The organism is Nonomuraea sp. NPDC050547 (assembly GCF_044457345.1).
GTDB lineage: Bacteria > Actinomycetota > Actinomycetes > Streptosporangiales > Streptosporangiaceae > Nonomuraea.
This window is the reverse complement of record NZ_JBITGW010000025.1, coordinates 27,801-42,289: the sequence shown is the minus strand read 5'-3', so window position 1 is coordinate 42,289 and position 14,489 is coordinate 27,801. Positions and strand designations below refer to the sequence as shown.

Annotated in this window: 13 protein-coding genes; 3 read left to right on the top strand and 10 right to left on the bottom strand. The window is 72.1% G+C overall.

Annotated features, from left to right (window positions below):
- Positions 1-5: 5 nt before the first annotated feature.
- The 5 genes from ACIBHY_RS46635 to ACIBHY_RS46615 all read right to left on the bottom strand — a co-directional run bounded on the left by ACIBHY_RS46635 (position 6) and on the right by ACIBHY_RS46615 (position 5,029).
- Positions 6-662, bottom strand: coding sequence for a response regulator transcription factor (locus ACIBHY_RS46635; RefSeq protein ID WP_184972393.1), 657 nt, complete (start codon positions 660-662; stop codon positions 6-8).
- Between the two features lie 65 nt (positions 663-727).
- A complete protein-coding gene (locus ACIBHY_RS46630; RefSeq protein ID WP_397310112.1) occupies positions 728-2,128 on the bottom strand; it encodes a sensor histidine kinase in 1,401 nt (466 codons plus the stop codon).
- A complete protein-coding gene (locus ACIBHY_RS46625) occupies positions 2,128-2,814 on the bottom strand; it encodes a response regulator transcription factor (RefSeq protein ID WP_397257688.1) in 687 nt (228 codons plus the stop codon). The genes ACIBHY_RS46630 and ACIBHY_RS46625 overlap by 1 nt, the downstream gene beginning before the upstream one ends.
- A gap of 17 nt (positions 2,815-2,831) precedes the next feature.
- A complete protein-coding gene (lhgO, locus tag ACIBHY_RS46620) occupies positions 2,832-4,022 on the bottom strand; it encodes an L-2-hydroxyglutarate oxidase (RefSeq protein ID WP_397257690.1) in 1,191 nt (396 codons plus the stop codon).
- The gene (locus ACIBHY_RS46615; protein WP_397310111.1) at positions 4,019-5,029 is read right to left on the bottom strand and encodes an NAD-dependent epimerase/dehydratase family protein; all 1,011 of its coding nucleotides are present in this window, start codon (positions 5,027-5,029) and stop codon (positions 4,019-4,021) included. Before ACIBHY_RS46615 ends, lhgO begins: the two co-directional genes overlap by 4 nt.
- An 83-nt stretch (positions 5,030-5,112) precedes the next feature.
- On the opposite strand from ACIBHY_RS46615, the gene ACIBHY_RS46610 reads away from it, so the two are divergent.
- Positions 5,113-5,487 (top strand): hypothetical protein, encoded by a 375-nt coding sequence (locus ACIBHY_RS46610; protein ID WP_397257694.1) that lies wholly within the window; start codon positions 5,113-5,115, stop codon positions 5,485-5,487.
- Positions 5,488-5,538: 51 nt separating this feature from the next.
- Here the strand turns inward: ACIBHY_RS46610 and pip are convergent, their stop codons facing one another.
- Both pip and ACIBHY_RS46600 read right to left on the bottom strand, forming a co-directional pair.
- Positions 5,539-6,492 carry a prolyl aminopeptidase gene (gene pip, locus ACIBHY_RS46605; RefSeq protein WP_397310110.1) on the bottom strand — a complete coding sequence of 318 codons (954 nt, stop codon included), beginning with the start codon at positions 6,490-6,492 and terminating at the stop codon, positions 5,539-5,541.
- A 30-nt stretch (positions 6,493-6,522) separates the two neighbouring features.
- Positions 6,523-6,951 (bottom strand): MarR family winged helix-turn-helix transcriptional regulator, encoded by a 429-nt coding sequence (locus ACIBHY_RS46600; RefSeq protein WP_397257698.1) that lies wholly within the window; start codon positions 6,949-6,951, stop codon positions 6,523-6,525.
- A gap of 91 nt (positions 6,952-7,042) precedes the next feature.
- Between ACIBHY_RS46600 and ACIBHY_RS46595 the strand changes: the two genes are divergently transcribed.
- Together ACIBHY_RS46595 and ACIBHY_RS46590 are read left to right on the top strand one after the other, a co-directional pair.
- Positions 7,043-8,107 carry an NAD(P)/FAD-dependent oxidoreductase gene (locus tag ACIBHY_RS46595; protein ID WP_397257700.1) on the top strand — a complete coding sequence of 355 codons (1,065 nt, stop codon included), beginning with the start codon at positions 7,043-7,045 and terminating at the stop codon, positions 8,105-8,107.
- Positions 8,104-9,063 (top strand): LLM class flavin-dependent oxidoreductase, encoded by a 960-nt coding sequence (locus ACIBHY_RS46590; protein WP_397310109.1) that lies wholly within the window; start codon positions 8,104-8,106, stop codon positions 9,061-9,063. The genes ACIBHY_RS46595 and ACIBHY_RS46590 overlap by 4 nt, the downstream gene beginning before the upstream one ends.
- Here the strand turns inward: ACIBHY_RS46590 and ACIBHY_RS46585 are convergent.
- From ACIBHY_RS46585 to ACIBHY_RS46575, 3 genes are all read right to left on the bottom strand, one after another.
- Positions 9,056-12,130, bottom strand: coding sequence for an SCO7613 C-terminal domain-containing membrane protein (locus tag ACIBHY_RS46585; protein WP_397310108.1), 3,075 nt, complete (start codon positions 12,128-12,130; stop codon positions 9,056-9,058). The two genes, ACIBHY_RS46590 and ACIBHY_RS46585, sit on opposite strands and share 8 nt — an antisense overlap.
- Before the next feature lie 78 nt (positions 12,131-12,208).
- On the bottom strand, positions 12,209-13,180 hold the full coding sequence (locus ACIBHY_RS46580; protein ID WP_397310107.1) for a hypothetical protein: 972 nt from the start codon (positions 13,178-13,180) through the stop codon (positions 12,209-12,211).
- Between the two features lie 37 nt (positions 13,181-13,217).
- Positions 13,218-14,441, bottom strand: coding sequence for a polysaccharide biosynthesis C-terminal domain-containing protein (locus tag ACIBHY_RS46575; RefSeq protein ID WP_397310106.1), 1,224 nt, complete (start codon positions 14,439-14,441; stop codon positions 13,218-13,220).
- Positions 14,442-14,489 lie beyond the last annotated feature (48 nt).

The following is a 14,489-nucleotide window of genomic DNA, read 5'->3' as shown; positions in this document are numbered from 1 at the left end:
ACACGCTAACCGGCCGACGGCTCCCTCAGCACGTAACCGACGCTGCGCAGCGTGTGGATGAGCCGCGGCTCGGTGTCATCCATCTTCCGCCGCAAGTAGGACACGTAGGACTCGACGACGCCGGTGTCGCCGCCGAAGTCGTAGCTCCACACGTGGTCGAGGATCTGCGCCTTGGACACGACCCGCCCGGCGTTGGACATGAAGTAGTGCAGCAGCTTGAACTCCGTGGGCGACAGGTGCACGCTCTGCCCGCCCCGCCACACCTCGCGGGTCTCCTCGTCGAGTTCGAGGTCGCCGACCTGCAGCCGCTTGGGCGGCGTGATCTCTCCCCGGGTACGGCGCAGCACCGCCCGGATCCTGGCCTGGACCTCTTCCAGGGAGAACGGCTTGGTCACGTAGTCGTCGCCCACGGCCAGCCCGGTGATCTTGTCGTCGGTGGCGTCCCTGGCGGTCAGGAACAGCACGGGCGCCTCGATCCGCCGCGCCACCTCGAACCCGTCGAGGTCGGGCAGCATCACGTCCAGCACGACGAGGTCGGGCGAGGAGCGCTCGGCGATCTCGACGGCTTCCCTGCCGTCGGCGGCGGTCAGCACCTCGAACCCGGCGTAGCGCAGGCTCTCGGAGAGCAGATCCCTGATGCTGGGCTCGTCGTCCACCACCATGATCAGGGCCTCTGGGGTACTCACAGCCACAGGGTGCCCGAGCGACCTTAGGGAAAGCTGAAGAGTCACTCCAAGTCGAGTGGGAGTTCCACCCTGAAGACCGAGCCGGCGCCCGGCGTGCTGCTGACCAGCACGTCGCCGCCGTGCGCATGCACGAGCGCGCGGACGATGGCCAGGCCGAGCCCGCTGCCCCGGTCCTCGCCGGAGCGGCGGGAGCGGGCGGAGTCGGCCCGGTAGAAACGTTCGAAGACCCGCTCGACCTGCTCGGGCGTGAGCCCGGGGCCCTGGTCGGCGACCTCGACGAACGCCGTGCTCCTGCCCGCTCCCGCCCTGACGACGACCGGGGTGCCGGGTTCCGTGTGGTGCAGGGCGTTGGACATGAGGTTGGCGACGACCTGGCGCAGCCGTACCTCGTCGCCGGAGACGATCAGCGCGGCGTCGCCGACGACGTCCAGCTTGACGTTGCGGTCGGGCGCGAGGATGCGGGCGTCGTGCACGGCGTCGGCGGCCAGCGCGAGCATGTCCACGGGCCGCATCTGCAGCGGCCGCTGCTGGTCGACGCGGGCCAGCAGCAGGAGGTCGTCGACGAGCAGGCTCATGCGGCCCGCCGCCTTCTCCACGCGCCGCATCATCTCGGCCGGGTCGGCGCCGGGGTTCTGCCTGGAGTACTCGGCGTAGCCGAGGATGGAGGTCAGCGGCGTGCGCAGTTCGTGGGAGGCGTCGCCGACGAACTGCCGCATGCGGTCCTCCGAGCGCCGGGCGGCGGCCTCGGAGGCGGAGCGCGCGGTGAAGGCGGACTCGATCTGGGCCAGCATGCCGTTGATCGCGCTGGCGAGCCTGCCGACCTCGGTACGCGGGTCGCCGTCGGGCACGCGGCGGCTCAGCTCGCCTGCCGCGATGGCGCCGGCCGTACGCTCGATGACGACGAGCGGGCGCAGGCTGCGGCGCACGAGCGCGACGCCGACCACGGCGAGGATCAGCAGGATGCCGCCGCCGCCGAGCGACTCGATCAGCACCAGGCGGCGGGTGATGTCGCGGACCTCCGACAGGTCCACGGCGACGGTCGCCTCGCCGTAGGGACTGTTGGTGCGCAGCACCCGCCACTCGCCCTCGCCGCTGATCGCCCGCACGGTGACGGGCGCTCCCACGACCGCCGTCGGCCCCGGCTTGGACTTGAGGTCGACTTCCCTGACATTGGTGTACGGCGGCGCCAGCCGCCCATCGGGCCGCCGGACCATGACGATCGTGTCGGACTCGATGAGCAGCCCCTTGCGCGCCTTGTCCAGCTGGTCGTGCCGGAGCTTGTTCTGGACCCGCTGGCTGAGCAGGATGATCTGGCCGTCGACCCGGTCGATGAGGTAGCGGTGCAGCACCGAGACACTGATCACGCCGATGAACGTCAGCCCGAGCCCGAGCAGCGCGAGCATCGCGGCGATCAGCTTTATCCTCAGTGGCAGCCCGCGCATCAGGGCCCCGGTGGCAGACGCAGGACGTAGCCGACCCCGCGCAGGGTGTGGATGAGCCGCGGGTTGCCCTTGTCGATCTTGCGCCGGAGCACCGACACGTACGACTCCACGATGCCGACCTCGCCTCTGAAGTCGTAGTCCCAGACGTGGTCGAGAATCTGCGGCTTGGACAGCACCCGTCCGGCGTTGGTCATGAAGTAGTGCAAAAGCTTGAACTCCGTCGGCGACAGCGGCACCAGCCGCCCGCCGCGCCACACCTCGTGGCTCTCCTCGTCGAGCTCGATGTCGGCGAAGGTGAGCCGCGGCGGCGGCGACTGCGCGCTGGTACGGCGGAGCACCGCGTGGATGCGCGCGATCACCTCTTCGAGGCTGAACGGCTTGGTCACGTAGTCGTCGCCGCCGAGGGTCAGCCCGCGGATCTTGTCCTCGGTGCCGTCACGCGCCGTCAGGAAGACGACCGGAGTGGCCGCGCCGCCGCTCCGCAGCCGTTTCACCACGTCGAACCCATCCATGTCGGGCAGCATGACGTCGAGCACGATGAGGTCGGGGCGGTGCCGTTGCACGGCGGCGACCGCCTCGTGGCCGCCCCTGGCGGTCAGGACGTCGAAGCCCGCGAACTTCAGGCTCGCGGCGAGGAGGTCGAGGATGTTGGCGTCGTCCTCGACGATCAGCAGGCGTGATTCCATCACCCCTAAGGATGCACTCAGCTGATGGGTGCTGGAACAACTCCCGCGATATGCCGCGCAATGGCCAGACTCGACGTGGCCGCAGGAGACGGTGCGTTACGCACCAGAACCACCCTGTCGTGGACATCGACCACGAAGTCATCGACCAGCGCGCCGTCCCGGGCGACGGCCTGGGCGCGGACGCCGCCGTGCGCACGCTCCAGGTCGGCGGCGGTCAGGGCGGGGACGTACCGGCGGGCGGCGTCGAGAAACGCCTGCTTGACCAGCGAGCCGTAGACCTCCTTGACGCCGGTGCGCCAGTGTCTCCTGGCCATGCGCAGGGTGCCGGGCCAGGTGAGGATGCGCCGGGCGTCGCGGACGTCGCGCCACGTGTAGCCCTCGTAGGCCAGGGCCAGCACGGCGTTCGGGCCGACGAGGACCTCGCCGTCGATGTGCCGGGTCAGGTGGACGCCGAGGAACGGGTACCTGGGGTCGGGAACCGGGTAGATCAGGCCTCTGACCAGGTCCTTGGCCGATCCGGCCAGCGCGTAGTACTCGCCGCGGAAGGGGACGATCCGTACGTCGCCCCGGTGGCCGGCCATGGCGGCCACCGCGTCGGTGCCGAGCCCCGCGCACACCACCAGGCGGTCGAAGGCGAAGACGCGCCCGGCGGCCAGGACCTCGACCTTTCCCGCCCGTTCCCTGATGGCTTTGACGGGGTGCGCCAGCCGTACCGAACCTCCGTGTTCGCTCACGTCCTGGGCGAGGCGGCGGGCGACGGCGGGGAAGTCGGCGATCGCGGTGTGCGGCGAGTGGATCGCGGCCACCCCGACCGCGTGCGGCTCGATCTCGCGCAGCGCGAGCGCGTCGAGCTCGGTGATGCCGGGCACGCCGTTCTCCCTGGCGCGGGCCGCCAGCGCGGCCAGTCCCGGCCGCTCGTGCCGGCCCGCCGCCACGACAAGCTTCCCGACCTCCTCGTACGGCAGGCCGTGCTCGACGCAGTAGGCCCGGAGCATGGCCACGCCCTCGCGGCAGAGCCGGGCCTTGAGCGAACCCGGAGGGTAGTAGATGCCCGCGTGCACGACGCCGCTGTTGTGGCCGGTCTGATGGACGCCCACCTGGTGCTCCTTGTCGAGCACGGTGACCTCGGCGCCCCTGACCAGGGCGAGCTCTCTGGCCACCGCCAGGCCCAGGATGCCGGCGCCGACGACCCCAATCTTCTCCGTCACGGGGCTAGTCTGCCGATTCTTCGGACGTTCAGGTGGCCTTCGGCCGACAGCCAGCGCAATGTATCCGAAACGGTGTCTTCCACTGGGCGGAGGGTGACGCCGAGTTCGTTCAGCGCGGGGCGGTCGTCGGTCGGGACCAGCGTGAGCATGAAGTCGGCGGCGTCGCGGGTGAGCGGGTAGGGCACGTGCTTGACGCGTTTGACGACGTCGAGGGCGGAGCCGGCCGTACGCAGGAGGGCGGCGGGGATCGGGAACCTGCGCGCTTTGCGGCCGGTGAGCTGTTCGCAGAGGTCGGCCAGTTGGCGCCAGGTCCGGAAATTTCCGCTGATCATGTAGCGTCGTGCGCCTTTTTCGGGCGTCATGCAGCGGGCGAGGAAAAGCGCCAGATCGCGTACGTCCAGCACGCTCACCCCGCCCGGCACCATCGGCCAGCCCAGGGCCACGCCGGCGCGGAAGCCCTCGTTGAGCGCGTCGACCGTCGGCTGGTGCGGGCCCGCGACGCCGCCCGGGTAGACGATCGTGACGCCGTCGAGGCCGCGGGCGTAGAGCTCGCCGCTCACCTTGGAACGGCCGTAGCCGTTGCGCGGGCCGGCCAGCGGGGTGTCCACGGTGATGACGGGCTCGGCGGGCGGGACGAAGACGGCGACCGTGGAGACGTGCACGACCGGGTCCAGGCCCAGCTCCACCGCCTGGCCGAGGACGTTCTTCAGGCCGACGACGTTGGCGCCTTCGAGGTCGGCGGCGTGGCCGGTGACGCCCATGTCGGCGGCGGCGTGGAGGACGGCCTCGCAGGTGGACAGGGCGGCGCGGACGGCTCCGGCATCGCGGATGTCGCCGACGTGGGTGGGGAGGTCAGAGGCTTCGGAGGTGAGACGGAGGCGGCGGAGGACACGAGCCGCCTTTTCCGGATTTCTCACGAAAATGTGGGGTTCGTGGCCTTCACCGAGGAGCGCGGCGACCGCGTACGAGCCGACGAATCCCGAGGCGCCGGTCACCAAGACACGCATGCTTCGCAAGCTAGCGCTTACTTGGTTCGCCGTACAGGCCCCGCTTTCATGGACGGGCACTCGAACATGAGTACGATGGCGGTATGTATGTCCCGCCCGAGTGGCCGGCCGAGGTCCGACCGCCCAGCGTGCCCGACTGGGAGACCTCGGCCGTGGCCTGGTTGCTCGACGCCGTCCCGCCCGACTACCGGGCGCACGAGGTGCTGCGCCGCCACCCGATCGCGCTGGCCAGGATGGCGGCCCACCACGTCGACTCGGCCATCGAGGCGGCTCGCGCCGGTTACCGCGGTGCCGCCGTCGACCTGAAGGGCCACCTGCCGCCGCACGCGGTGGAGGCCGTCCTTGACGTGTACCGCGAGGAGGGCCCCCGCCTGGTCCGCCTGTCCCGCGCGATCGACGCGGTGGAACGGGCCCTGCGCGGCGAAACCTTCACCGCCACCCTCCGCCGCCCCCGCTGACCCCTGGCGGAGCGCGCCACAACCGACCCAGAACCGAGACGGGAGCGTGGGTCAGGAGGCGAAGGAGTTCAGAGCGGACAGGACCTCTGCCTGCATGGTCGAGCTGCCGGTGTGACCGGAGTCCTCCACCACGACCACCCGGGCATCCGTCCACACGCGGGCCAGCTGCCAGGCGTTCTCCAGCGGCGACCCCAGGTCGAAGCGCCCGTGGATCAGCACTCCCGGAATCCCGGCCAGCTTGGGCGCGTCCCGGAGCAGGGCGCCCTCCTCCAGCCAGGCCCCGTTGGAGAAGTAGTGCGCGCAGATCCGGGCGAAGGTCAGCAGCGCCTCGGACGGCCGGTTGGAGTAGGCGTTCGGCTTGCCGTTCGGCTCCAGGGAGATGACCGAGTCCTCCCACGTCGTCCAGTCGACCGCGGCCTTGGCCCGCACTTCGGGATCGGGGTCGGCCATGAGCCGTCCGTAGGCGGCCAGTAGTTCTGGCACGGCGCCGGAGGCGCCTTCCGGCGCGCCCGCGCGGAAATGGGCCCGCTGCTCGGGGAAGAAGCGGCCGACGCCGTCGTACAGCCAGTCGATCTCGTAGCGGCGGGTCATGGTGACGCTCACGATGACGATCGCCGACACCCGCTCGGGATGTGCCTGCGCGTAGGCGAGGATCAGCGTGGATCCCCACGAACCGCCGTACAGCAGCCACGTGTCCACGCCGAGGTGCTCGCGCAGCCGTTCCATGTCCGCGATGAGGTTCTGGGTGGTGTTGGCGGTCAGGTCCGTCGCGGGGTCGGCGGCGAGGGGACGGCTGCGCCCGCAGTTGCGCTGGTCGAACAGGATGATGTTGTAGCGCTCCGGATCGAACCCGCGGCGCATGTTCGGCGAGCATCCGGACCCGGGGCCGCCGTGCACGACGAGCGCGGGCTTGCCGCCGGGGTTCCCGCAGGCCTCCCAGTACACGAGGTTGCCGTCGCCGGTGTCGAGGTGGCCATGGTCATAGGGCTCGATCTCAGGAAACATCGTCCCAAGATACAACAGCACTGTTATATATCAGGACTCGGTGATCTTCTCGACTACCACGGTGAGGCTGCGCTGGTCCTCGGCGGGGATCTGGGCGACGAGCTGGTTCAGCCGCCTGGTGACCTCGCAGTGGGTGCTCACCGCCACCCGGCGTCCCTCGTCGGTGAGCTCGACGTAGGTCACGCGCCGGTCCCCGGGATCGCGCCTGCGTACGATCAGGCCCCGCTTCTCCGTACGGTCGACCAGCCCGCTCAGGTTGGACTTCTCCAGATGCATGATCTTGCCCAGATCGCTCATCCGCACCCGGTCCCGGACGATCACGGCGCACACCAGCTCCGTCTGCTGCGCGGTGAGGTCGTGCCCCCGCCCGATGTCGTTGAACATGTGCAGCACATGGTGCGACAGACCCACCAGGGCCGTGGCCAGCTCCCTGGTCTCGGTCACGTCGATCTCGGTCATCTCGCCTCCAGGCCCAGGCTAGCCCACTTGCCACCACCTCTATGGTTCATGATAAGAACTGTTCATAATCTGAACCATTCTGGAGGACTCCATGACAGCGACCGTTACCGTGATCGGCGGCGGATACGCGGGCATCACCGTCGCGAAGGCCCTGGACGACGTGGCCGACGTCACCCTGGTCGAACCCCGCGACACCTTCGTCCACAACGTCGCGGCACTGCGCGCGGTGACCGACCCGGTGTGGGCCGAGCGGCTTTTCATCCCGTACGAGGGCCTGCTGACCCGGGGCCGGATCCGGCACGACCGGGCGGCCAGGATGTTCGGCTCGGCCGTGGAGCTCGGTTCTGGCGACCGGGTCACCTCCGACTTCGTGGTCCTGGCGACCGGCTCGCGCCACACCTACCCGGCCAAGCTCGACGTGGACGACAGCGTGGACGCCCGCGCCAAGCTCTGGGCCACGCACGAGGCGCTCTCGCGTGCCCCGCGCGTGCTGCTGCTCGGCGCCGGGCCCGTGGGGCTGGAGTTCGCCGGGGAGATCAAGGCCGCCTGGCCGGACAAGCACGTCACCGTCGTGGATCCCGCCCCGGAGCTGCTGCCCGGAGAATTCCCCGCCGAGTTCCGCGCGGAACTGCGCGCCCAGCTCGCCGCGCTCGGCGTCGAACTGCTGCTCGGCACCTCGCTGAGCGAGCCGCCGCCGACCGCGCCCGGTCACGCCGCGCCGTTCACCGCGACCACGCGGGCGGGCGCCGAACTGAGCGCCGACATCTGGTTCGCCTGCTACGGCGCCACGCCCAACACCGGCTACCTCGTCCCCGGCCGCCGGCTCGACGTCACCCCCGAGCTGCGCCTGCCCGGCAGCGACACGATCTTCGCGATCGGCGACATCACCAGCGTGCCCGAGATGAAGATGGCCCGCTTCGCCCAGCGGCACGCCGAGGTGGCCGCCGCCAACATCCGCGCCCTGATCGACGGACAGACCAGCCTCACCGCCTACGAACCCGCCCAGGACGCCATCGTGCTGCCGCTCGGCCCGCGCGGCGGCGTCTCCTACGCCCCCGAGGCGGGCGTGCTCGGCGCCGAGGCCACCGTGGGCATCAAGGGCGAACTGTTCCTCGACACCTACCTCGGCCTGCTCGGAGCGGAGGCGGCACGATGAAGATCTTGTTCGGCTTCGGCCTGGACGACGACCAGCTGATCGGCCAGGCCGTACAGGCCGATCGGGAGGGCCTCGACCTGGTCACCGTCTCCGACCACCCGTACCTCCACGACCGCCTGGACGCCTACGCCGCCCTCGGCGTCATCCTCGGCCGCACGAACGCGGTCACCGCGGCCGTCAACGTCACCAACCTCCCGACCCGCCCCGCCCCCATGCTGGCCAGGACCGTCGCCGGCCTGTCCGCGCTGTCCGGCGGGCGGATCGCCCTGGGCCTGGGCGCCGGTGGCCTGTGGCGGGAGATCGAGAAGCTGGGGGTCGAGCCGCTGTCTCCGGCGCGGGCCGTACGGGCGCTGGAAGAAGCCATCACGGTGGTACGCGCGCTGTCGGGCGGCGGCGGGCCGGTCACCTTCGACGGCGAGTTCTACCGGGTGAACGACCTGATCCCGGCGGCCGTCCCGGCACCGCCCATCTGGACGGGCTCGCTGGGGCCGAAGTCGCTGGCCGTCACCGGCCGAGTGGCCGACGGCTGGATCCCCGGCCACGCCTCCGACTGGCGTAGCGACCGCGTGGCCACCTCCCGCCCGCTGATCGACGAGGCCGCCGTCAAGGCCGGGCGCGACCCACGCGACATCGCCACGATCTACAACCTGCCCGGTCGCATCACCACGGCGCCACTGCCCGCCACCCGCGACGCGAGCGGGCGCTGGCGCGGCGGTTCGGTCGCGCAGTGGGTGGAGGAGCTCACGAGCGCGGTCCTGGAGTACGGCGCCGCGGGCTTCACCTACTTCCCCATCGCCGACGGAACCCCGGCGACCACAGCCCTGACCCGCTGGGCCACCGAAATCGTCCCCGCCGTCCGAGCAGCCACCGGTACCAGAACCCCGCCACCCGGGCAGCCCCTCGCGCCCGAGCCCCGAACGTCGGCGCGGCCATCCGTTCCTGATCCGTCTACTTGAGCTTGACGACGGCGTCCTTCAGCCGGACGAGGTCGCGCTTGCGCGCCTCGTACGTGGCGCCGACCACCAGCAACAGCATGCCGCCCACCGCGATGGGCACCCACCGGGGCAGCGCCGTGACCAGCCCGGCGACCCACGGCGCCAGCTCCCGGACGGCCACCGCGGCCAGCGTCAGCGCGCCGAGCACGGCCGGGGCCTGCAGCCGGTGGCGGGCTCCTGCCACGGTGACCGCGAGCGCCGCCGCCCCCAGCAGCAGCGACCGCAGGGCCGTCGGCTCGGCGAGCAGGCTCGGCCCGAACGTGAACAACAGCCCCGCCCCATAGGCCTTCCACGACGACCCCTGCCGCCCCCGCAGCCAGCCGATCCCGAGCAGCACCAGCGAGAACGGCAGCGTGTAAGCCTCGACCACCGTCACCTCCTCCGCCCACAACCGCATCCAGGAGGACACCAGCAGGAACCCGGTCCCCAGATACCCGATGGCCGGCACCCGCTTCCAAGCCGCCGCCGCCACCGCGACGACTCCCGCTCCGGCGCAGACGAGGCTGGCCGTACGCAGGCCGTGGGCGGCGGCGACCACGCCCACCTCGGCGACGGCCAGCACACTCGCCAGCGCCACTCCGGCGACCCCGCCCCGCCCCCAAAGACTCGCGCCCGCCGCCACCCCGGCCAGGGTCGCCAACGTCACGATCGTCCCGGTCTGCGTTGCCGCCGCCCCCGCGACGGACAGCACGCCGAGCCACACCGCCACGCCGATCGCGAGGTCACCGGCGAGCACCCACTCCCCGCCCGCCGTGGCGCGCCGCGCGGCGAGCACCGCCGCCACCGCCGTGGCCAGCAGGAGCAACCCCAAGCTCACCTGGTACGGCAGGCGAACCGTCACCGGCACCACCGCCACCAGCACCCCGGCCACGACCACCGCGACCGCGGGCCGGGTCGCCGCGACCAGCACAGCCCCGGCGAGCACGACCGCGAGCAGCGCCGCCCACCGAGCCTCCGGCAGTGAAGGCGCCCCGCCCCAGGGGTCGAGCAGCCCGGAGAAGTTCGCCACCCCCCGCACCACCACGTCCACCACCGGCAGCACCGCCACCCCGGCCAGCACCACGGCCAGGACCCGCCCAACCGCCCAGCCCAGCCTCAACCCCGGAACCTGCCGCGCACCCCCGGCCTGCGCTTCAGCGGCCGGCTCGGGCGTGCCGTACCAGCCGATGAGGGCGAGCACCGCACCGGCGGCGAACCCGAGCGCGGCCGCGTCGAGCACCGCCACCTCCAGCCCGTAGAGGACCGCCCACACCAGGCCCGAGCCGCTCAGCGCGGCGCCGGCCAGCGCGGCCGGACGCCGGTACAGCACGGCCCAGGTCACCAGGAGCACGCCGAGCACCGTGTAGGTCGCCGCCTCCCCCGCCAGCCCCTCGGTCAGCGCGAGCACGGCCACCGTCCCGGCGCCCCAGGCAGCGGCCGGATACCTGGTCGCGGCCACGCTGAGCGCCACCGCGACCAGCAGCGGCACCCCGACCGAGGCCGCGTACCCGAGCCCGAAGGCCGCCGGAACCACCAGCAACGCCGGCAGCGCGAGAACGAGCCCGCTCCCGAACACCAGCCCCGAGAGGTCGGAAGCCGAGACCCGCGCCGCCGGCACACTCCACCGGCGGGCAGCCACCACGCACACCGCGGCCGCCACGGCCAGGAACACGACACCCGGCCGAGCGAGGGCGAGCTGGGCGACCTCCCATCGCGTGCCCGCCCATACCGCCGACACGTTGCGGAACGGCATGAGCAGCGCGTTCAGCACGACCATCACCAACGGCAGCCCACCCAGCACGACCATGACCGCACCGGACACCACCCCGGCCCGCCGGATCACGACCGGCAGCCACAGCGCCGCGACCATGACGACCATCGCCGCCAGCGGGTACGGCAGCAGTTGCCACGAGGAGTTCAGCAACGGCCGCACCGGCGAGCCCAGCGCGAACATCAGGGCCAGTCCCACCAGCCCCAGCGGCGCCCAGCGCATCAGCGGAACAACCCGCATCCCGACATGGATCCCCGCCGCCGCCAGCACCAGCAGCAGCCCGGCCGGAGCCCACACCAGGTCACCCACCACCGACTCGACCGCGGCCACGAACACCGCCACGAGCGCGCTGATCCCCAGGCAGATCGCGGCCGTCACCCGGATCTCGACGCGCTTGGCGCGGCTCCAGACGGCGGCGTCGAGCAGGGCGGTGACGGTGAACGCGGCAGCCGTCCCGGTCGCGGTCGAACCGAACCACATGACCATGGGCACCTGAGCGAGCAGGATCGCGATGATCGGCGCCACCCGGAGCGGCAGCACCCTGCCATAGACGGCCGCCCCCGCCGCGACGACCGCGATCACACCCGCGCCGTAGTCGACCCACGACAGTCCGCCGAGCAGTCCGACCCGGTGCGCCGCGTACCCGTCCAGCGCCATCAGCGCCAGCGCCAGCACCCCGACGGTCTCGGCCGTGGCCGTCAGTCCCCGCTTGAGCAGCAGCGCCGGTACGGCCAGCGCCACCCCGGTCACCACGACCAGGATCGCGCCCCGCCCGGCGATGCCCAGGTATCCCCAGCTGACCACGGTGAACACCACAGCCGCCACGGTCAGCAGGAGCCCACCGAGGATCAGCAGCAGATTCTGCGCGGTCCGCCGAGAAACCTCCGCCGGCCCAGCCCCACCCGGCCCCCCAGACAACCTGGGCGCCCCCGGCGCAGGCGGCATGGGCGGCATGGGCGGCATGGGCGGCATGGGCGGCATGGGCGGCATGGGCGGCCGACCCGCCGAACCCGCCGGTATGCCCGGCACGGCCGTGGATGCTCGCAGGGCCCTGGACCGTGCCTCGCGGAGCAGGCCGAGGAGGTGGCCGCGGCGGCGGTGGAGGTCGGCCTCACGCATCCTGAGGTCGGCGAGGGCGGAGTCGACCCGCCACAGCTCGGCCGCTGTCGGCCCGGCCAGGGGCAGGGCGCAGCGCGGGCAGACGCCCGGGGTGCCGGCCAGCGGAGCCCCGCAGTCCGGGCACGCCATCACCCGGAATTTCCCACTATCAGGATGCATAGTGAGAATGATGCCGCTGCACGTCAACCCCACGCCTGGGCGAACGTACTCAGACGTACCTGGGTGGTCCAGCTTAGATCAGCGGCTACGGCGCGCGATCACCGCGATGACCGCGGTGGCGCCGAGCGCGGCGGCCAGCCAGATCAGGATGTCCTGGCCGCTCAGCCCGCGTTCGTCCTGGGCGGTCTCGGCCGCCGCCACCGACGCCTTCTTCGACGGCGTCGGCCTGGAGTCGGCCGAGGCCAGCGCCCGCTCCGGCAGCGGCACCCGGTAGAGCGGGCTGCGCGCCCCCTCGGACCCGGTCAGCAGCGCCTTGCCGTCGGCCGTGTACGCGATCGACTCGGCCTGATCCAGCGGCGGCATCGAGATCTTGGTGATGATGTCGCCGGAAGGCCGGAAAAGCGTGGCGGAGAAGTAGGTCCGCACGACATAGGAGGACCCGTCGGGCGCGTAGGCCGCGTCGGTGGCCATCATGGGCGCGGCGGCGGCCTTGCGCAGGATGTTCACGCGTCCGGTCCGCAGTTTCAGCGGCGCCTCGTAGACCGCCCCCGTGAATTCCTTGGACACCACCGACAACCGCCCGGTCCTGGGGTTCACCATGATCCCCTCGGCGTTGCGGGCCCCGTCGGCGTACCGGAACCGGTAGCGCACCGCGGGCACCGTGGCGTCTCTCAGCGAGGCGGGTTCCATCACCTTGTAGATGGAGATGTCCGGCCAGGCGCCGTCCAGATTGTCCCCGATGTCGGCGAACCAGAGCACGCCGCGCCCGGTCGCGGGGTCCTTGGAGGCCGCCATCGCCTCCCAGTCGCGCGCCTGCGCCCCCAACACCCTGAAGGCCGCCTTGGTACGGCCCGCCCCGTCGACCGCGAAGAACTCCGCCGCGGCCGAACTGTCGTTGTGCGTGTAGTAGATCCCGGCATGCGTGGGCGAGACCGCCAGCCCGCTCGACTCCGTGATCCGCGCGTCGCGGAAGGTGAACAGCTTCTCTTCCGCCTCATCGGCCGCTGCCATCGCCGGCGCCGCAGGCAGCGCGCAGGCCAGCACGGTCACGGCAATCGCCCTAATCCAGACATCCCCCACCCTGACATCATGCCCGCTCCGCGGCCCCGGCCATCCCCACCTGGGCACTGTGCTTGCGGAACCCCCAGCTCTGCAACGCATAAAGCAGGACGTTCACCGCCAACATGGCCACCCACAACCCGGTGATCCCCCACACCCGCGCCACCGGCACCGCCGCGGCGACGAGCAGGCCGTACCCGATCGCGAAGTAGACCAGCGAGGCGCCGGCCCGCTTGAGCGCCGACAGCCCGAAACCCCGCACGGCCTGTGCCGCGTCCGCCATCGACGACAGCAGCATCAACGGCACCAGCGCGAGCACCGCCCCCCGCACACCGGGGTCCTCGCTGAACAGTCCGGCCAGCGCCGGCCCGGAGACCAGCAGCGCCAGCCCGCCCGCGGCCGAGGCGCTCACGGCCAGCACCGCCGCCCGCCGGTTGACCCGCCGCACCTCGGCCGAGGTCGTGGCCCGCGCCATCTCCGGCACCGCCGCCTGCGCCACCGCCAGCGACGCCAGGAACGTGAACCCGGTGAGCGTCCCGAGCACCGCGTGCGCGGCGGCCTCGCGCACGGTCGTCAGCGTCGCGGCGAACGTCACCACCCCGAGCGCCCCGAACTTGACCAGCACCGTCCCCGCCAGCGGCAGGCTGACCCGCGCCAGCGCGAGGATCTCCGCCACCCGGGGGCGCGCCTGCCCGACGGGACGGCCGAGCGCGCGGCGCAGGCAGACGTTCGAGACGAGCACGCCGGCCAGCCCGGCCGCGAGCCACGCCACGCCCATCCCGTCGAGCCCCCAGCGCGGCACCAGGACCAGCGTCAGCACGATCACCGTCGTGGTGTTGGCCAGGCCGGACCAGAGCACCTGCCGCGCACGTCCGAGCGCGATGAGCACCGTGTTGGCGCCGCCGTTCGACGCCAGCACGAGCAGATCGAGCGCCAGCAGGTACGGCAGCGGCCCCAGCTCGGCCACGATCTCCCGCGACACCCCCGCGGCACCGGCCAGCAACGGCACCCCGAGCACCGCCAGCGCCCCGGCGAGCCCGACTGCCAGCGTCAGCCAGCGCGCGTCGCGCAGGATCGGCACCGCGCGTACCGGGTCGTCCTTGTGCGGCGCGACGAACGGCATCAGCCCGCGCAGCGCCCCGGCCACGGCGGTGGCGGCGGGGTTGAGCACGGCGGTCATGACGGCGAAGGCGGCCAGCGTGACGGGCGCGTGCCGCCCGAGCGCGCCGGCGACGACCAGGGAACCCACCATCCCGGTCACCATGGACAGAAACAGGGGAACAGCGGACCGAAGCAGCAC

Excerpts from the sequence above, each read along its gene's own strand:
- ACIBHY_RS46635 (WP_184972393.1), bottom strand. The coding sequence starts at position 662 with ATGGTGGTGGACGACGAGCCCAGCATCAGGGATCTGCTCTCCGAGAGC.
- ACIBHY_RS46630 (WP_397310112.1), bottom strand. The coding sequence starts at position 2,128 with ATGCGCGGGCTGCCACTGAGGATAAAGCTGATCGCCGCGATGCTCGCG.
- ACIBHY_RS46625 (WP_397257688.1), bottom strand. The coding sequence starts at position 2,814 with ATGGAATCACGCCTGCTGATCGTCGAGGACGACGCCAACATCCTCGAC.
- ACIBHY_RS46615 (WP_397310111.1), bottom strand. The coding sequence starts at position 5,029 with ATGCGTGTCTTGGTGACCGGCGCCTCGGGATTCGTCGGCTCGTACGCG.
- ACIBHY_RS46610 (WP_397257694.1), top strand. The coding sequence starts at position 5,113 with ATGTATGTCCCGCCCGAGTGGCCGGCCGAGGTCCGACCGCCCAGCGTG.
- pip (WP_397310110.1), bottom strand. The coding sequence starts at position 6,492 with ATGTTTCCTGAGATCGAGCCCTATGACCATGGCCACCTCGACACCGGC.
- ACIBHY_RS46600 (WP_397257698.1), bottom strand. The coding sequence starts at position 6,951 with ATGACCGAGATCGACGTGACCGAGACCAGGGAGCTGGCCACGGCCCTG.
- ACIBHY_RS46595 (WP_397257700.1), top strand. The coding sequence starts at position 7,043 with ATGACAGCGACCGTTACCGTGATCGGCGGCGGATACGCGGGCATCACC.
- ACIBHY_RS46590 (WP_397310109.1), top strand. The coding sequence starts at position 8,104 with ATGAAGATCTTGTTCGGCTTCGGCCTGGACGACGACCAGCTGATCGGC.
- ACIBHY_RS46585 (WP_397310108.1), bottom strand. The coding sequence starts at position 12,130 with ATGCATCCTGATAGTGGGAAATTCCGGGTGATGGCGTGCCCGGACTGC.
- ACIBHY_RS46575 (WP_397310106.1), bottom strand. The coding sequence starts at position 14,441 with ATGGTGGGTTCCCTGGTCGTCGCCGGCGCGCTCGGGCGGCACGCGCCC.